We start from the raw sequence: 16,950 nt of genomic DNA on the forward strand, positions 1-16,950 counted from the left end.
GGCCGGCGCCGCCACGCGCCGGATGCGGGCGACGCCGGCCGGTCCGAGACCCGCCCGACCACCCCGACCTGCCGCGGCCCAGGCCGCCAGACGTCCCGAGGAAAGCCGCACCGCCATGCCGATCGCCTTCGTCTTCCCCGGCCAGGGCAGCCAGGCCATCGGCATGGGCCGCGAGCTGGCCGAGGCCTTCCCGGCCGCCCGCGAGGTCTTCGAGGCGGTCGACGAGACGCTGAAGCAGAACCTGTCGCGGCTGATGTTCGAAGGCCCGATCGAGGAGCTGACGCTGACCGCCAATGCCCAGCCGGCGCTGATGGCCGTCAGCATGGCGGTGATGCGGGTGCTGGAGCAGGAGGGCGGCTTCGACCTGAAGTCCAAGGTCGCCCTCGTCGCCGGCCACTCCCTCGGCGAGTACAGCGCGCTGGCCGCGGCGCAGAGCTTCGACGTGGCCACCGCCGCCCGCCTGCTGCGGCTGCGCGGCGAGGCGATGCAGAAGGCGGTTCCCGCCGGGCTCGGCGCCATGGCCGCCCTGCTCGGCGCCGAGATGGCCCAGGCCCAGGAGATCTGCGCCCGCGCCGCCGAAGGCCCCGGGGGCGAGAGCCAGGTCGTCGAGGCGGCGAACGACAATGGCGGCGGCCAGGTGGTGATCTCCGGCCATCGCGCCGCCGTCGAGCGCGCCGTGGCCCTGGCCAAGGAGGCGGGCATCAAGCGCGCCATGCTGCTGCCGGTCTCCGCCCCCTTCCATTGCGCGCTGATGGCGCCTGCCGCCGACGCCATGGCCGAGGCCCTGGCGCTGGCCGAGCTGCGCCCGCCGCTGGTCCCGGTGATCGCCAATGTCACCGCCGCCAAGGCAACCGATCCGGCCGAGATCCGCGACCTGCTGGTGCGCCAGGTGACGGGCACGGTGCGCTGGCGCGAATGCATCGGCACGATGCGCGAGCTGGGCTGCGACCGCTTCATCGAGATCGGTTCGGGCAAGGTGCTTAGCGGGCTGATGAAGCGGCTGGCGCCCGAGGCGCAGGCCCAGTCGGTCGGCACGCCGGCCGAGATCGAGGCCTTCCTGGCCTCGGTCTGAGGCCCGGCCGCGGAATTTTCCCAGCGATAGGATGGCGAGCATGTTCGGACTGGACGGCAAGGTGGCGCTGGTGACCGGCGCCACGGGCGGCATCGGCGCCGAGATCGCCCGCGCGCTGCACGGCCAGGGTGCCAAGGTCGCGCTCTCCGGCACCCGGCAGGAGAAGCTGGAGGCGCTGGCCGCCGAGCTGGGCGAGGGCGTGCTGGTGGCGCCGGCCGACCTGTCCGACCCGGCCGCCCCCCAGGCGCTGGTCGAGAAGGTCGAGGCCGAGCTGGGCCGGCTGGACATCCTGGTCAACAATGCCGGCTTCACCCGCGACGGCCTGGCCATGCGGATGTCGGACAAGGACTGGTCGGACGTCATCGAGGTCGACCTGGCGGCGCCCTTCCGCCTGGCGCGGGCCGCCATGCGCGGCATGATGAAGCGCCGCTCGGGCCGCATCGTCTCGATCGCGTCCATCGTCGGCACCACCGGCAATCCGGGCCAGGCGAACTACGCCGCGGCCAAGGCCGGGCTGATCGGCATGAGCAAGTCGCTGGCCCAGGAACTGGCCAGCCGCGGCATCACCGTCAACGTGGTGGCGCCGGGCTTCATCCGCACGCCGATGACGGATGCGCTGAACGAGCAGCAGAAAGCCCGGCTGATGGAGCGGATTCCGCTCGGTCGCATGGGCGAGGCTACTGATATTGCCGCGGCGGTTGCCTATCTGGCATCGGACGCGGCCGGTTGGGTGACGGGCGCGACCCTCCATGTGAATGGCGGGATGGCGATGACCTGAAACAGGCAGGCCGGGGCAAATGGGAAATCTGTTCCCCGGCTTGCTTCCATGTTAATGCCGCGCGGGCCGAGGGCGGGGATTGTCCCCGCACCGGGGCGCGGCAGCGTCTGCAAGCAGGAGAGACTCGGGCGATGAGCGATACCGCCGAGAAGGTGAAGAAGATCGTTGTCGAGCACCTCGGCGTCGAGGAAGCCAAGGTGACCGACACCGCGTCTTTCATTGACGACCTGGGCGCCGACAGCCTCGACACGGTCGAGCTGGTGATGGCCTTCGAAGAGGCCTTCGGCGTCGAGATTCCGGACGATGCCGCCGAGAAGATCACGACCGTCAAGGACGCGATCGACTACATCGAGGCGCAGAAGGCCGCCTGAGCCTTGCATCCGCGCCACCCAGGGGTGCCGAGGGGAGATAACGCTTGTTCGATTCTCTGACGACGCCGCGCCGCGTCGTCGTCACCGGGATGGGCATCGCTAGCCCGCTCGGCGTCGGCGTCGCCCATGTGTGGCAGCGGATGCTGGCAGGCGAGAGCGGCATCGGCCCGATCCGCCTGTTCGATGCCAAGGACCTGCCGGCGCAGATCGCCGGCGAGGTGCCGACCGGTCCCAAGGCCGAGGGGAAGCTCGACTTTGCCGAGTGGATCCCGGTCAAGGACCAGAAGAAGATGGACCGCTTCATCATGCTCGCCATGGTGGCGGCGACCGAAGCGGTCGAGGATTCGGGCTGGACCCCCGAGTCGGAGGAGGATCGCGCCCGCACCGGCGTGATGATCGGCTCCGGCATCGGCGGGCTTCCCGCGATCTCCGAGAACGCCCAGCTGGTCGCCTCCGGCAAGGCGCGCCGGCTGTCGCCCTTCTTCATCCCCTCCGCCCTGATCAACCTGGCCTCCGGCCATGTCTCGATCAAATACGGCTTCAAGGGGCCCAACCATGCGGTGGTCACCGCCTGCGCCACCGGCGTGCATGCGCTGGGCGACGCCGCCCGGCTGATCGCGCTGGGCGATGCCGAGGTGATGGTCGCCGGCGGCACCGAGGCCGCGATCTGCGACATCGGCATGGCCGGCTTCTGCGCCGCCCGCGCCCTGTCCACCGGCTTCAACGACCGGCCGACCGAGGGCTCCCGCCCCTGGGATGCCGGGCGCGACGGCTTCGTCATGGGCGAGGGCGCCGGCGTCCTCGTGCTCGAGGAATACGAGCACGCGAAGAAGCGCGGCGCCAAGATCTATGCCGAGGTCCTCGGCTACGGCATGTCGGGCGACGCCTACCACATCACGGCGCCGGCGGAGGGCCATGACGGCGCCTACCGCGCCATGAAGGCGGCGCTGAAGGATGCCGGGGTCACCCCGGAGCAGATCCAGTACGTCAACGCCCACGGCACCTCGACGCCGCTCGGCGACGACCTGGAGCTGGAGGCGGTGGAGCGCATGTTCGGCGATGCCGGCAAGCAGCTTGCCATGTCGTCGACCAAGTCGGCGATCGGCCACCTGCTGGGCGCCGCCGGCGCGGTGGAAGGCATCTTCTCGGTCCTCGCCCTGCGGGACCAGGTGGCGCCGCCGACGCTGAACCTGCACGAGCCTTCGCGCCAGAGCATCATCGACCGCGTCGCCCTCGAGGCGCAGCCGCGCAAGATCGAGGTGGCGCTGTCGAACAGCTTCGGCTTCGGCGGCACCAATGCCTCGATCCTGTTCCGCAAGGCGCCCTGATCGAGGCCTGCTGCCAGGCTGACATCCAGGGGGCGCCCGCCGCCCCCTGGCCGGATCCCTCTTCCAAGGGATCCACCCCCGCCGGCGCCGGCCCTTCCCGGACCGGCCGGCAGGCGGCCATGGGATGCCTCCCGGCGGCCGCCCCCCTTTCCCCCGAGACAAGGGCCCCTCGATGCGCAGGCTGCTGCGGATGCTGCTGCTGCTGGTCCTTCTGGCCGCGCTCGGCGCCGGCGGCGTCGCCTGGTGGGGCTGGCGCGCCTACCAGGAGGCCGGACCGCTCGCCGCCGAGACCCCGATCGTCGTGCCGCGCGGCGGCACCGAGCAGATCGGCACCCTGCTGGCCGAGCGCGGCGTGCTGCGCGACACCCGGGTCTTCTCCGCCGCCACCTGGCTGACCCGCCAGGCCGGTCCGCTGCGCGCCGGCGAATACCTGTTCCCGGCCGGGGCCTCGGTCGAGCAGGTGCTGTCCGTGCTGCGCACCGCCCGCCCGGTGCAGCGCCGCCTGACCCTGGCCGAGGGGCTGAACGCCCGGCAGATGGCCGCGCTGATCAGCCAGGCCGAGGGCCTGACCGGCGACACCCCCAGCTTCGCCGAGGGCGAGCTGCTGCCCGAGACCTACAACTATCTCTGGGGCGACAGCCGCGCCGTGCTGGTGCGCCGCGCCGGCGCCGCCATGCGCGAGACCCTGGACCGGCTGTGGAAGGAGCGCGCCGAAGGCCTGCCGCTGGCCTCGGCCCGCGAGGCCCTGGTGCTGGCCTCGATCGTCGAGCGCGAGACCGGCCAGAAGGAGGAGCGCGCCCATGTCGCGGGCGTCTTCGTCAACCGCCTGAAGCGCGGCATGATGCTGCAATCCGACCCGACGGTCGCCTATGCCGCCGCCGATGGCGGCACGCTGGACCGCCCGCTGTCCCGCGCCGACCTGGAGCGCGACCACCCCTTCAACACCTACCGCATCCGCGGCCTGCCCCCGGGGCCGATCGCCAGCCCCGGGGTCGAGGCGATCCGCGCCGTGCTGCAGCCGATGGACACCGACGATCTCTACTTCGTCGCCGACGGCACCGGCGGGCACGCCTTCGCCCGGACCCTGGAAGAGCACAACCGCAACGTGGCGCGGTGGCGGGCGATCGAGCGGGCGAAGGCAGGCGGTCAGTAACAAGGCGAAGGCCAGGGGGAATGAATTCCCCCTGGCCCCCCTTCTTCTTTCTGGGGTGACTGCCGTGTCCAGGTGGGGACGGGACGTGAAACGGCCCGGCGACGGCGCGACCTGTGAGGGCGCGCTGCTTTCATATCTGGCGTCCCGCCGCGATGCCCTGGTGCCGTTGCCGGCGAAGAGCGGGCCGCTGAACGGCCGATGATCAGAAAAAAGATGGGGTCCAGGGGAATTCATTCCCCTGGCCTTGGTCTGTCTTCTCTTCAAACTTTCTCTGACACCGGCTTCGCAGGCACCCGCGAGGCGAGCCACGCACGGATGCTCAGAGGCAAAGCCCCGGCGAGGCGGGAGACCGCGTAGGTCGGCCAGGGATAGGCGATGCGGGTGCGACCCGCAGCCAGGCCGGCCAGCGTCCGGCGGGCGGCGTCTTCCGGTTCCAGCATGAAGGGCATGGGGAAGGCGTTCACCGCCGTCATCGGCGTGCGGATATAGCCCGGGCAGATGGCGTGCAGGCGCAGGCCGCGGGCGCGTTCGGTGGCGTCCGTCGCCTCGGCCCAGTTCTGGACGGCGGCCTTGCTGGCGCAGTAGGCGGCGGCGCCGGGTGCCGCGACGAAGGCGGCGACCGAGGAGACCACGCCGACCTGGCCGCGGATCCCGCGCGAATCGGGGGCCTGGGCGGCCATCTTCTCCAAGGCTGGCAGGGCGGTGTTGAGCACGCCTTGCACGTTGGTGGCGAAGATCGCCTGGACCTGGTCGGCGGGCTCGCTCTGGCCACCGGTGCCGCCGGAGATGCCGGCATTGGCGATCAGCAGGTCGAGCCCCTCCATGGCGGCGATCCAGCCGCCGCAGGCAGCCTGGTCGCGGACATCCAGGGTGGTTTCCTGCACGGTGGCGCCCCTGGCGCGGCAGGCGGCGGCGCTGGCGGACAGGCGGCCGGCGTCGCGGCCGGCCAGGTGGAGGGTCACGCCGGGGCTCGCACAGGCCTCAGCCAGGGCGCGGCCGAGGCCGGAGGAGGCGCCGGTGATGGCGATGCGTCGCCAGGGTATGCTCGCCATGCCTTGCATCCTGCAGCGGAGGGGGAGAGAAGGCCGGGCATGGCTCTCTCCTCGATGACCGGATTTGCCCGCCAGGCGGGCGCCCTGCCGGATGGCACGGGTTTCGTGTGGGAATTGCGCAGCGTCAACGGGCGCGGCCTCGACGTGCGGCTGCGGCTGCCGCCCGGGCTGGACCGGCTGGAGGCGCGGCTGCGCGAGGCGGCGGCGGCGCGGTTCAAGCGCGGCAATGTCTCGGCGACGCTGACGCTGAAGCGGGAGGAGCGGGCGGCGCGGCTGACCCCCGATCCCGCGACGCTGGAGCAGGCGATCGCCCTGCTGGTCGAGGTCGCGGCGCGCATCCCCGGCTGCCCGCCGCCGCGCGCCGAGGCGGTGCTGGCCCTGCCCGGCGTGCTGCGCGCCGAGTCGCAGGCCCCGGCCGAGGAGGAGGAGGGCGCCAAGCACGCGGCGCTGGCCGCCGGCTTCGAGGCCGCGCTGGCGGCGCTGGCCGAGTCGCGCGAGGCGGAGGGCAACAAGCTGGCCGCCATCCTGGAGACGCTGCTGGGCGAGATTTCCGATCTGCGCCAGGCCGCCCTGGCCGAGGCGGCGGCGCAGCCGGCGGCGCATCGCGCCCGGCTGCAGGCGGCGCTGGCCGAGCTGCTGGAAGGCGAGCACCGCGTCCCCGAGGAGCGCCTGGCCGCCGAGGTCGCGCTGCTGGCCCAGAAGTCCGACGTGCGGGAGGAGCTGGACCGGCTCGGCGCGCATGTGGATGCGGCGCGCGCCCTGCTGGGCCTGCCCGAGGCGGTGGGCCGGCGGGTGGAGTTCCTGGCCCAGGAATTCGGCCGCGAGGCCAACACCCTGGGCGCCAAGTCGGCCAGCCTGGCGCTGACCCGGCTTTCCCTCGACCTCAAGGCCGCGATCGAGCGGCTGCGCGAGCAGGCGGCGAACATCGAATGAGCAACGAGACCAGACGCGGCCTCTGCCTGGTGCTGGCCGCGCCGTCGGGGGCGGGGAAGTCCTCGGTCAGCCGGGCGCTGCTGGCGCAGGAGCCGGCGCTGAAGCTGTCGGTCAGCGCGACGACCCGCCAGCCGCGGCCGGGCGAGCAGGAAGGGGTGCACTACTTCTTCCGCAGCATGGAGCAGTTCCTGGCCATGGAGGCCGGCGGCGAGATGCTGGAATCGGCCGAGGTCTTCGGCCGCCGCTACGGCACGCCGCGCGCGCCGGTCGAGGCGGCGCTGGCGGCCGGCCAGGACGTGCTGTTCGACATCGACTGGCAGGGGCATCGGCTGCTGCAGCAGGCGCTGCCGGGCGACGTGGTCGGCGTCTTCCTGCTGCCGCCGAGCCTGGCGGAGCTGGAGCGCCGGCTGCAGGGCCGCGGCCAGGATTCGGCCGAGGAGATCGCCCGCCGCATGCAGGCCGCCCGTGACGAGATCAGCCACTGGCAGGATTTCGGCCATGTGCTGGTGAACCACGATTTCGACCATACGGTCGCCGGGGTGCGCGCCATCCTGCAGGCCGCACGCTGCGCCCGGCTGCGCCAGCCCTGGCTGGAGGGCTTCGTCGGCAGGCTGCTGCAGCCCTGATGCGGGGGCGCGGGCGGGAGCGGACCGGCTGATGGAGACGCTGCTCACCGTCGTGGCGCCGATCTTCCTGCTGATCGGCATCGGCTATGTCTCGGCGCGGCGGCGCTGGATCTCGGAAGCCGGGCTGAGCGGCATGACGGATTTCGTCTTCCGCCTGGCCATGCCCTGCCTGCTGATCAACGGCGCCACCACGCCGCATCCCAATGCCGGAATGACCGCCTTCGCCTTCTTTGCCGGCTGCCTGGCGACCTATGCCCTGGCGCTGGCGATGTCGGGCACGCTGCTGCGGATGCGGCTGGCCGAGGGCGGCACCTTCGCGCTGAACACCGCCTTCGGCAACACGGCGATGATCGGCGTGCCGCTGGTGCTGGCGGCCTATGGCCAGGCCGGTCTGTCGCAGATGCTGGCCATCGTGGGCCTGCATTCGCTGATCCTGCTGCCGATCGGCACGGTGGTCGGCGAGATCGCGCACAACGCCCGCGCGCCGCTGCTGGCCATCCTGCGCGCGACCGCCCTGTCCGTGCTGAAGAACCCAATCGTCATGGCGGTGCTGATCGGGCTGGTGATCTCCCTCTCGGGCCTGCCGGTGCCGCCGGTGGCGCGGCGCTTCCTGGAGATGACCGGGCTGGCCGGGCCGCCGGTGGCGCTGTTCTGCCTGGGCGCCAGCCTGATCGCCTTCGACGCCCGGCGCGACTGGCCGGAGGCGCTGCTGGGCTCGGCGCTGAAGCTGCTGCTGATGCCGGCGCTGGTCTGGCTGATCGCCTGGCTGGCCGGCCTGTCGCCGCTGATGACCGCGGTCGCCGTGCTGGCCGCCGGCATGCCGACGGGCGCCAACGCCTTCTTCCTGGCCCGCCGCTATGCCGCGGGCGCCGACCGCTCGGGCGCCACGGTGCTGCTGTCCACCATCCTTTCGGTCGGCACGCTGGCGGTGCTGCTCGCCATCCTGTGAGGCGAAACGCCGGCGGCGGCGGTTGAAGCCGCCCGCCACCGAACTTTCATACCGCGCAGGTTTTCAGGCCCTGCCCGTCAGTGCAGGGTGAAGCTGCCTTCGGCATAGCGGAACTCGGCCGGCCGGGTCAGCGCGCTGGAGGCGACGCGGACGGAATGCAGCGGCCCCTGGATCTCGCGCTGCCAGAACTGGAGGAAGCGGTGCAGTTCCGGGAAGCCGGGCGCCTGGTCGAGCTTCTGCCACAGGAAGCTCTGCAGCAGCCCCGGATGGTCCGGCAGGTGGTAGAGGATTTCCGCGGTGGTCAGGCGCCAGTCCGGGATGCGGACGAAGGCTTCGATATCCCGCAGCAGCATGCGCGCTCCTCTCGGCTCGACCCCGGGACGGGCTGTTGAAAGCGCCCAGGGCCGGCCTCCGACCGGGGCGGCCGGGGGCGGGACCCGCGCCGCGGGGACGCCGCAGCATGCCATGCGGCGGCCAGGGTTGCGCAAGAAGAACCGTGATAACAGGCACTTAGCACTCAATCACAGAGAGTGCTGCTCAGCGCTTGACGGTTTTCACGAGGCATCCTAGATCGTCAGCACTCGCCCGTGGTGAGTGCTAACAAGGCTCACCTATCGGGTGGGGCAACCGTCGCTGAATGCGCCAGATAGGGCGTCAGGAGAGGGTCTTATGAAGTTTCGTCCCCTGCATGATCGCGTCGTCGTCCGCCGGCTGACCGCCGAAGAGAAGACGTCCGGTGGCATCATCATCCCCGACACCGCCAAGGAGAAGCCGATGGAAGGCGAGATCGTCGCCGTCGGTTCCGGCGCGCGCAACGAGCAGGGCGTCGTCGTCGCCCTGGACGTCAAGGTCGGCGACCGCGTGCTGTTCGGCAAGTGGTCGGGCACCGAGGTGAAGATCAGCGGCGAAGAGCTGCTGATCATGAAGGAATCCGACCTGATGGGCGTGATCGCGGCCTAATTCGCGGCCTGCGGACCCCATCCTTCCACCAGAACAGACGAGGTAACTATCATGGCTGCTAAGGACGTTAAGTTCGGCGCCTCCGCCCGTGAGCGCATGCTGCGCGGCGTGGACATCCTGGCCGATGCCGTCAAGGTGACCCTGGGCCCGAAGGGCCGCAACGTGGTCATCGACAAGTCCTTCGGCGCCCCGCGCATCACCAAGGACGGTGTGACGGTCGCCAAGGAAATCGAGCTGGCCGACAAGTTCGAGAACATGGGCGCGCAGATGGTGCGCGAAGTGGCCTCGAAGCAGAACGACCTGGCCGGCGACGGCACCACCACCGCGACCGTGCTGGCCCAGGCCATCATCCGTGAGGGCGCCAAGGCGGTTGCCGCCGGCCTGAACCCGATGGACCTGAAGCGCGGCGTCGACAAGGCTGTCGCCGTCATCGTCGAGGACCTGAAGTCCAAGACCCGCAAGATCACCACCTCCGCCGAGGTCGCCCAGGTCGGCACGCTCTCCGCCAACGGCGAGAGCGAGATCGGCGAGATGATCGCGACCGCGATGGAGAAGGTCGGCAACGAGGGCGTCATCACGGTCGAGGAAGCCAAGGGCATCCAGACCGAGCTCGACGTCGTCGAGGGCATGCAGTTCGACCGCGGCTACGTCTCCCCGTATTTCATCACGAATGCGGAGAAGATGATCGCCGAGCTCGAGAACCCCTACATCCTGATCCACGAGAAGAAGCTGTCCCAGCTGCAGCCGATGCTGCCGCTGCTGGAGACGGTGGTGCAGTCGGGCCGCCCGCTGATCATCGTGGCCGAGGACGTCGAGGGCGAGGCGCTGGCCACCCTGGTCGTCAACAAGCTGCGTGGCGGCCTGAAGATCGCCGCCGTCAAGGCGCCGGGCTTCGGTGACCGCCGCAAGGCCATGCTGGAAGACATCGCCATCCTGACCGGTGGCCAGGTGATCTCCGAGGATCTCGGCATCAAGCTCGAGACCGTGACGCTCGCCATGCTCGGCCAGGCCAAGACGGTCCGGATCGAGAAGGAGAACACCACGATCGTCGACGGCGCCGGCTCCAAGGACGACATCCAGGGCCGCGTCGAGCAGATCAAGGCGCAGATCGAGGAGACCTCCTCGGACTACGACCGCGAGAAGCTGCAGGAGCGTCTGGCGAAGCTGGCCGGCGGCGTCGCCGTCATCCGCGTCGGCGGCTCGACCGAGGTCGAGGTGAAGGAGCGCAAGGACCGCGTCGACGACGCGCTGCATGCGACCCGCGCTGCCGTCGAGGAAGGCATCGTCCCGGGTGGCGGCGTGGCGCTGCTGCGCGCCGCGCAGAAGCTGTCCGAGGTCAAGGGCGCCAACAACGACGAGCAGGTCGGCGTCGAGATCGTTCGCCGCGCCATCGCCGTGCCGCTGAAGCAGATCGCCGAGAACGCGGGCAAGGACGGCGCCGTGATCGCCGGTGAGGTCCTGCGCGACGCCACCTACGAGTACGGCTACGACGCGCAGCTGGACGAGTACAAGGACCTGGTCTCGGCCGGCATCATCGACCCGACCAAGGTGGTCCGCACCGCCCTGCAGGACGCGGCCTCGATCGCCGCCCTGCTGATCACGACCGAGGCGATGATCGCCGAGCGTCCGGCCAAGGCGGCGGCTCCGGCCGGCGGCCCGGGCGGCATGGGCGGCATGGGCGGCGACATGGACTTCTGATCCTTCCAAGGGATCAGGGTTTCGGGGAGGGGCGGCCTGCAAGGGCCGCCCCTTCTTCGTTGGACGCGCCGCGTTCCCCCGGAATGGTCTGCCGGTGCCAGTCCCGCCGCTCGGCAGTGTTGCAGTGCGGGACAGGAACGCTTCGTTGCGGAATCGATCGCGACCCCGGCGGTTTACGTTGACAGACTGTAAACGATCTGCCTCACTTCCCCGTGCCAGCCGTTCCGCCCGCCTTGCCGTGCCTCCGGAGACCCGGGCGCTCTTCAAGCCGTACCGGGACACGGATGGACCTCACGGGCGAGGGCGCTCCTGCCCTGCCAAGCGCATAGTAAGGAGTGCAACGAGATGGCGATCGGTACCGTCAAGTGGTTCAACGCCACCAAGGGCTTCGGCTTCATCGTCCCGCAGGACGGCGGCAAGGATGTGTTCGTGCACATCACGGCCGTGCAAAAGGCCGGCCTGCAGGGGCTGAACGAGAACCAGAAGATCAGCTACGACGTGGTGATGGAGCGCGGCAAGGCCGCGGCCAGCAACCTCAAGCCGCTCTGAGCGGACGCGCCGTGCCGGCAGGGAGCGACGGCACCCTGCCGGCCGGAATGACCCGTGCGCAAGGCGCAGCGCGGGCGGCCAAGCTGGCCATGGTGGCGGGGCTCGCGGCCTTCGCCCTGCTCGTCGCCTACAACAACCTCATCGACTACGGCTCGAACTTCGCCTTCGTGGCGCATGTGCTGAGCATGGACACCACCTTCCCCGACACCGCGCTGCGCAGCCGGGCGGTCACCGCGCCGGCGCTGTGGCATGCGGGCTATGCCGGCATCATCCTGGGCGAGGCGCTGACCGGGGCCTGCTTCGCGCTCGGCGCGATCGGCATGGCGCGCGGCTTCGGCACCGAGGGCTTCGCCCGCGCCAAGGCCTGGGCGCATGCCGGCGCGGGCCTCGGCTTCCTGGTCTGGTTCCTGGGCTTCCAGGTGCTGGGCGGCGAGTGGTTCGCCATGTGGCAATCCGCCCATTGGAACGGCCAGGAATCGGCCTTCCGCTTCGTCGCGATGATCCTCGGCGTCGCCATCTACGTCAGCCAGCCGGAGTAGCGCGTCAGGCCACCCGCACCTTGGCGTCGGCCAGCATGGCCTTCAGGTTCTGCCGCATCGTCGCCCCGGCGGGCGAGGCTGGATCGATGCGCAGCACCGCCTCCAGGATGCTCGGCATGCGCAGCAGCTGGCGCTTGCGCTGCACCTCCTCCTGGCACATCAGCCCGAGCGCCGCGGCCCGGTGCGCCTGGGCCAGCTCGTTGAAATGCAGCCCGCGCCCGTCGAAATCGGCGATGGCGTTGCGGTAGAGGTCGAAGCTGGTGCGGAAGACCGCCTCCGAGGCCACGCGCTCCCCCTGGCCGGCCCGCAGATAGCCGAGCAGCAGCAGCGAGCGGCAGGCATTGAAGGCGGCCATGAAATAGGGGTGCAGATTGCCGGCGGCCTCGTCATGCGCCGCGCCAAGGGCGGCGAGCGTGGCCTCCCGGTCGCCCAGATAGAGCGTCAGGTGCCACTGGATGACGTTCACCGAGTAGAGCAGGCTGTCGCGGTCGGTGCGCGGGCTGCGGGAGGATGGCAGCGCCCGCACCGCCGGCTCGATCTCGGCGACGCGCTGCAGCGCCGTCCGGACCCGCCCCGGCGAGGCCGCGTCCAGCGCCCGGTAGCCGTAGATGACGGTGATCACCGCCAGATGCGCCGGGTTCAGCCGGTAGTGCCGGAAGAACTGCTCGCAGGCGAAGGTCAGCGTCTCCGGGTCGGTGACCCGGTTGCGCTTGTTGAAGTAGATCTCGGCGAAGCGCTTCTCGGTCGGCGCGTAGAGGGTGTGCAGCTGGAAGCCGGGCTTGTCGGTGTCGAGCTTCTGCTCGGTGCCGCCCTGGCGCAGCCGCACACTGACCTGCTCGAAAGGCTGCTCGACGCCGGCCAGGGACTGGCGGGCGACGAAGCCGGCGCCTTCCGCGGCGAGCGCGGCCAGCTCGAAGCAGGGCGACGGGTGCTGCCCGCCGCCCTCCAGGCTGAGGATCAGGCTTTCACCGGCGCCGAGCGGCCGGTCGAGGCTGATCTCCAGTCCGCCGTCCCGGATCTTGCCGCCGAGGATCTCGGGAAGGGGAGGCAGCCGCTCGGCCATCATCGATCCGGGAGTTTGCAAGGGGTGATGACGGGGCCAGGTCTCACGCCGTCTCCCAGCCGATCGCCCGCCGGAGGAAGGCGGCGCCCAGGGCGGAGAAGCTGGCCACCTCGGCATTGTCCTTGCCATAGCCATGGCCGCCGGCCTCGGGCTCATAGAAGGCGGCCGGATAGCCCATCGCCTGCAGCTTGGCCGCCATCTTGCGGGCATGGCCCGGATGCACCCGGTCGTCGCGCCGTGTCGTCGCCAGCAGGATCGGCGGATAGGGCTGGCCCCGCTTCGCCGCGTGGTAGGCGGAGAAGTGCTGCATGAAGGCCCAGTCTTCCGGCTTGTCCGGGTCGCCGTATTCGGCGATCCAGCTCGCCCCGGCCAGCAGCCTGGTGTAGCGGCGCATGTCGATGAGTGGGATGGTGCAGAACAGCGCGCCGAACCGCTCCGGATAGCGGGTCAGCATATTGGCGATCAGCAGCCCGCCATTGGACCCGCCCTCGGCGGCGATCCGCTGCGGCACGGTGACGCCGCGGGTCACCAGGTCGGCCGCGATGGCGGCGAAGTCGTCATGGCTGCACGCCTTGGCCGCCAGCCGCCCGGCCTCGTGCCAGGCGGTGCCGAACTCGCCGCCGCCGCGGATCTGGCCGATCACCGCGGTGCCGCCCTTCTGCAGCCAGAGCCGCCCGACGCCGGCCGAGTAATAGGGCAGGCGCGACACCTGGAAGCCGCCATAGGCCGAGAGATGCACCGGCGCCTGGCCGGTGTCGTCCTTCGGCCCGATCTGCACGTAAGGAATCCGCTCGCCATCGGCGGAGACCGCCTCGTGGCGGGACACCGTCAGGCCGTCGGCGTCGAAGCTGGGGGAAGAAGCCTTCAGCAAAGCGGGCGCGGCCGGCGCGGTCGAGGTGAGAAGAAGCTGCGGCGGGGTCACCGGGTCCTGCGCCATGGCCAGCAGCGTGCCGTCGGATTCCTCGAGCTCGGCATCCAGCGGCCAGAGGTCGACCACGCCGATCTGCGGCAGGCCGGGCACTTCTGCCACGTCCCAGCTGCCCGGGGTCAGCAGCTGGTAGACCGGCGCCAGGTTGTCGAGGATCGCCAGCACCAGCTTGCCGTGGCACCAGAAGAAGCCCTGCAGCGCGCGGCGCGGCTCGGGGGTGAACAGCACCCGCGGCGCCAGCGTGCCGGCCATCATGGCGTCGAAGGGCAGGGCCAGCAGCGTGTCGGGGGCGAAGGTCTCGGCGCCCACCGTCCAGGGGGTGCGCGGCTTCACCACCACATGCCCGGCCTGCCAGGCATAGGTGGCGTCGGTCGGCAGGGGGATGCGGTGCTGCGGGCCGCCGCGGTCGCCGAGGAAGATGGTGCCGTCGAAGAAGCCGGTCTTCTCCATGAAGAGCAGCACTTCCTGGCCGCCTTCGCGGTCGACATTGCCCCAGGCGCCCATGCTTTCGAAGGCGGTCTCGAACAGCACCTGGGCGGCCATCGGGTCGGTGCCGCGGCGCCACAGCCGGATGCGGCGCGGATAGCCGGCGCTGGTGGCATTGCCCTCGCCCAGCGCGGTCGACAGCAGCAGCGTGTCCCGGTCCAGCCAGACGATGCTGCTCTTGCCCTCGGCCAGGGCGAAGCCGCCCTCGGGGAAGGCCAGCGCATGCAGGTCGAACTCGCGCAGCACCACGGCGTCGCCGCCGCCGCGCGACAGCCGCAGGATCGCCCGGTCATGCGCCCGGTGCAGCGTGGTGGCGCCGGCCCAGACCCAGTCCTCGCCCTCGGCCGCGGCCAGGGCGTCGAGGTCCAGCAGCACCTCCCAGTCCGGCTGGTCCTGGCGGAAGCCGGCCATGGTGGTGCGGCGCCAGAGGCCGCGCGGATGCGCCGCGTCCTGCCAGAAATTGTAGAGATGCGCGCCGCGCCGGGTGACATGCGGCAGCTTGCCGGGGCGGTCGAGCGCCGCCTTCAGCCCGTCCCGGTCGGCCGCCACCCGGTCATCGGCCAGGCGCTCCAGCACCTGCTCGTTCTGGGCGGCGACCCAGGCCAGCGCGCGCTCGCCCTCGATCTCCTCCAGCCACAGGAAGGGGTCGTCGTCCGGCGCCTCGATCGTCGGCCGCTGGTCCATTCTCCGGTTCCCCTTCAGGCTGGCGGGTCAGCAGGGCGGCCCTGCCGCCCTCAGATGATCTGGTAGCGGGCCTTGGCGGCGCGCTCGATGGCGCCGGCGATCAGCCGGTCCAGATCCATGCCGATGCGGAAATCCTGCAGGAAGCGCAGCTCCTCCTGCGTCGCGTCGCCATCGGCGGCGGCGACCTCGCAGGCCAGGAGATAGGCGGTCTCGCGCAGGCGCGGCGGCAGCGCCTCGCGGATCAGGGCGCAGGCGCGGTCCAGCCCGTCGCTCTGCTCCAGCAGGCTGAGGCAGCTCTCGGTGACCCGCTCGATCTCCTGCGGATGGAAATCGGCGAAGACGGGCAGCTCCTGCACCAGGCGGGACATGACGCCGAGCTCGGCATCCGACATCTGCCGGTCGGCGGCCGACATCAGCACCATGGCGCAGATCAGGGCCTCCTGGGCGGTGAAGCGGATCTTCGTGTGCGGCATCGGCTCTAATCCTTATTCCCGCAAGGCCTAACGCGTTGCGGCGCGCGGTTCAACGCTCGGCCAGGAAGGCGGTTGTCTGCCGCACCGCTTCGGCCAGCCCCAGACGCTGCGGCACCACCCCCTCGGGCAGGCCGGCGAGCAGGCGGGACGGGGTCCGCGGGTCGAGCAGGACGAAGACGCCGCGGTCGTCGGCGCGGCGGATCAATCTTCCGAAGGCCTGGCGCAGGCGGTGGCGGGCGATGGCGTCGTCATAGCCGCCGGGCCTTCCGCCGGAGAGGTGGATGCGCCGCTCCCGGTGCAGGATCGAGGGGCGCGGCCAGGGCACCCGGTCGAAGACCAGCAGCCGCAAGGCCCGGCCCGGCACGTCGACCCCGTCCCGCAAGGCATCGGTGCCCAGCAGGCAAGAGTCTTCCTCGGCGCGGAAGATGTCGACCAGGGTGGCGCTGTCCATGGCGTCGACATGCTGGGCGTAGAGCGGCAGCCCGGCCTCGGCCAGCGCCGGCGCGATGCGGGCATGCACGTCGCGCAGCCGCCGGATGGCGGTGAACAGGCCGAGCCCGCCGCCGCCGGCCGCCAGGAACAGCTGCTGCATGGCCGCCGCCACCTGGCCCGGGCTGTCGCGGCTCATGTCCTCGACCACGAAGGCGCGGGTATTGGCGGCATAGTCGAAGGGGGAGGGCACGGCGGCGCGGATCGCGGGGGCGGCCAAGTGCTGCACGCCGGTGCGCGCCTCGGCCTCGCGCCAGGCGGCCTCGGGGTCGCGGCGGGCGGTGTCGCGCAAGGTGGCCGAGGCGATCAGCACGCCATGGGCGGGGGCCGCCACCTGGGTCGCGAAGGGCACCGTCGGGTCCAGCCAGTGGCGGTGCAGCCCGGCATCGATGTCGCGGCCCTCGCGCCGGGTCAGCGCCAGCCAGTCGACATAGGTCGGGCGCTGGCCGGGCTCGGCGGGCTCTTCCCGCAGCCGGCGCAGCATGGACAGCCAGGCGGTCAGCGGCATCACCGCGCGGCGCTCGATGCTGCGGCAGGCGGTCTCGAGCCGGATGCGAACGCCGGTCTCCAGCTCCTGCTCCGGATCCTCGAGCAGCTCGGCCAGCAGCTTTCCCAGGTATTTCAGCGGGTCGCGCAGCGATTCCAGCGCCGTCTCCAGCGACGCCGCGGCCTCGGGCAGGCCGTCATGCAGCGGGTGCAGGTCGCATTCGGCGTCGTAGAGCGGGTCGCCTTCGGCCGTTCGCGCCATCACCTGCCCGCGGACAGCCCGCAAGAATTCCTCGGCCGGCGAGCTGTCGCGGAAGCCGGGGCGGGTGGGCA

General features: G+C 71.2%; 18 protein-coding genes. 12 read left to right on the plus strand and 6 right to left on the minus strand.

What is annotated here, in order from left to right; genetic code table 11:
• Nucleotides 1–115: 115 nt before the first annotated feature.
• The 5 genes from fabD to mltG all read left to right on the plus strand — a co-directional run bounded on the left by fabD (nt 116) and on the right by mltG (nt 4,702).
• Nucleotides 116–1,072, plus strand: coding sequence for an ACP S-malonyltransferase (gene fabD / locus BKE38_RS15325; protein WP_076958169.1), 957 nt, complete (start codon nt 116–118; stop codon nt 1,070–1,072).
• A 40-nt stretch (nt 1,073–1,112) separates the two neighbouring features.
• Nucleotides 1,113–1,850 (plus strand): 3-oxoacyl-[acyl-carrier-protein] reductase, encoded by a 738-nt coding sequence (fabG, locus tag BKE38_RS15330; protein WP_076958185.1) that lies wholly within the window; start codon nt 1,113–1,115, stop codon nt 1,848–1,850.
• A gap of 131 nt (nt 1,851–1,981) precedes the next feature.
• Complete coding sequence (locus BKE38_RS15335; RefSeq protein ID WP_076958170.1) at nt 1,982–2,221, plus strand: acyl carrier protein; 240 nt, start codon at nt 1,982–1,984, stop codon at nt 2,219–2,221.
• Between the two features lie 44 nt (nt 2,222–2,265).
• Entirely contained in the window at nt 2,266–3,549 is a 1,284-nt protein-coding gene (gene fabF / locus BKE38_RS15340) for a beta-ketoacyl-ACP synthase II (protein WP_076958171.1), read from the plus strand.
• A 172-nt stretch (nt 3,550–3,721) separates the two neighbouring features.
• Nucleotides 3,722–4,702, plus strand: coding sequence for an endolytic transglycosylase MltG (mltG, locus tag BKE38_RS15345; RefSeq protein ID WP_076958172.1), 981 nt, complete (start codon nt 3,722–3,724; stop codon nt 4,700–4,702).
• A 260-nt stretch (nt 4,703–4,962) separates the two neighbouring features.
• On the opposite strand, the gene BKE38_RS15350 is transcribed toward mltG, so the two are convergent.
• On the minus strand, nt 4,963–5,754 hold the full coding sequence (locus BKE38_RS15350) for an SDR family NAD(P)-dependent oxidoreductase (protein WP_367595895.1): 792 nt from the start codon (nt 5,752–5,754) through the stop codon (nt 4,963–4,965).
• A 39-nt stretch (nt 5,755–5,793) separates the two neighbouring features.
• Here BKE38_RS15350 and BKE38_RS15355 point away from each other — a divergent pair, with 39 nt between their 5' ends.
• Genes BKE38_RS15355 through BKE38_RS15365 form a run of 3 tightly spaced genes read left to right on the plus strand, consistent with a single transcriptional unit; the run spans nt 5,794 to nt 8,262 of the window.
• Nucleotides 5,794–6,687, plus strand: coding sequence for a YicC/YloC family endoribonuclease (locus BKE38_RS15355; protein WP_076958174.1), 894 nt, complete (start codon nt 5,794–5,796; stop codon nt 6,685–6,687).
• Nucleotides 6,684–7,313: a guanylate kinase gene (gene gmk, locus BKE38_RS15360; RefSeq protein ID WP_076958175.1), complete on the plus strand. Its 630-nt coding sequence runs from the start codon at nt 6,684–6,686 to the stop codon at nt 7,311–7,313. Before BKE38_RS15355 ends, gmk begins: the two co-directional genes overlap by 4 nt.
• 31 nt (nt 7,314–7,344) lie before the next feature.
• A complete protein-coding gene (locus BKE38_RS15365) occupies nt 7,345–8,262 on the plus strand; it encodes an AEC family transporter (protein ID WP_076958176.1) in 918 nt (305 codons plus the stop codon).
• Nucleotides 8,263–8,339: 77 nt separating this feature from the next.
• Here BKE38_RS15365 and BKE38_RS15370 read toward each other — a convergent pair whose 3' ends face one another.
• Nucleotides 8,340–8,615 carry an usg protein gene (locus BKE38_RS15370; RefSeq protein WP_076958177.1) on the minus strand — a complete coding sequence of 92 codons (276 nt, stop codon included), beginning with the start codon at nt 8,613–8,615 and terminating at the stop codon, nt 8,340–8,342.
• A gap of 316 nt (nt 8,616–8,931) precedes the next feature.
• On the opposite strand from BKE38_RS15370, the gene groES reads away from it, so the two are divergent.
• From groES to BKE38_RS15390, 4 genes are all read left to right on the plus strand, one after another.
• Nucleotides 8,932–9,222 (plus strand): co-chaperone GroES, encoded by a 291-nt coding sequence (gene groES / locus BKE38_RS15375; RefSeq protein ID WP_076958178.1) that lies wholly within the window; start codon nt 8,932–8,934, stop codon nt 9,220–9,222.
• Between the two features lie 51 nt (nt 9,223–9,273).
• Complete coding sequence (groL, locus tag BKE38_RS15380; RefSeq protein ID WP_076958179.1) at nt 9,274–10,920, plus strand: chaperonin GroEL; 1,647 nt, start codon at nt 9,274–9,276, stop codon at nt 10,918–10,920.
• 345 nt (nt 10,921–11,265) lie between these two features.
• On the plus strand, nt 11,266–11,469 hold the full coding sequence (locus BKE38_RS15385) for a cold-shock protein (RefSeq protein ID WP_076958180.1): 204 nt from the start codon (nt 11,266–11,268) through the stop codon (nt 11,467–11,469).
• 47 nt (nt 11,470–11,516) lie between these two features.
• Nucleotides 11,517–12,008, plus strand: coding sequence for a DUF2165 family protein (locus tag BKE38_RS15390; protein ID WP_076958181.1), 492 nt, complete (start codon nt 11,517–11,519; stop codon nt 12,006–12,008).
• Nucleotides 12,009–12,012: 4 nt separating this feature from the next.
• Here the strand turns inward: BKE38_RS15390 and BKE38_RS15395 are convergent, their stop codons facing one another.
• The 4 genes from BKE38_RS15395 to BKE38_RS15410 all read right to left on the minus strand — a co-directional run.
• Nucleotides 12,013–13,071 carry a hypothetical protein gene (locus tag BKE38_RS15395; protein ID WP_131829607.1) on the minus strand — a complete coding sequence of 353 codons (1,059 nt, stop codon included), beginning with the start codon at nt 13,069–13,071 and terminating at the stop codon, nt 12,013–12,015.
• Between the two features lie 43 nt (nt 13,072–13,114).
• Entirely contained in the window at nt 13,115–15,169 is a 2,055-nt protein-coding gene (locus BKE38_RS15400; protein WP_076958183.1) for a prolyl oligopeptidase family serine peptidase, read from the minus strand.
• A gap of 50 nt (nt 15,170–15,219) precedes the next feature.
• Nucleotides 15,220–15,642, minus strand: coding sequence for a tellurite resistance TerB family protein (locus tag BKE38_RS15405; RefSeq protein ID WP_076958184.1), 423 nt, complete (start codon nt 15,640–15,642; stop codon nt 15,220–15,222).
• Between the two features lie 49 nt (nt 15,643–15,691).
• A partial coding sequence (locus BKE38_RS15410; protein ID WP_278247627.1) for a helicase C-terminal domain-containing protein occupies nt 15,692–16,950 on the minus strand: 1,259 nt, incomplete at its 5' end.

Origin of the sequence: Teichococcus deserti, assembly GCF_001982615.1 — a bacterium.
Classification (GTDB): domain Bacteria; phylum Pseudomonadota; class Alphaproteobacteria; order Acetobacterales; family Acetobacteraceae; genus Pseudoroseomonas; species Pseudoroseomonas deserti.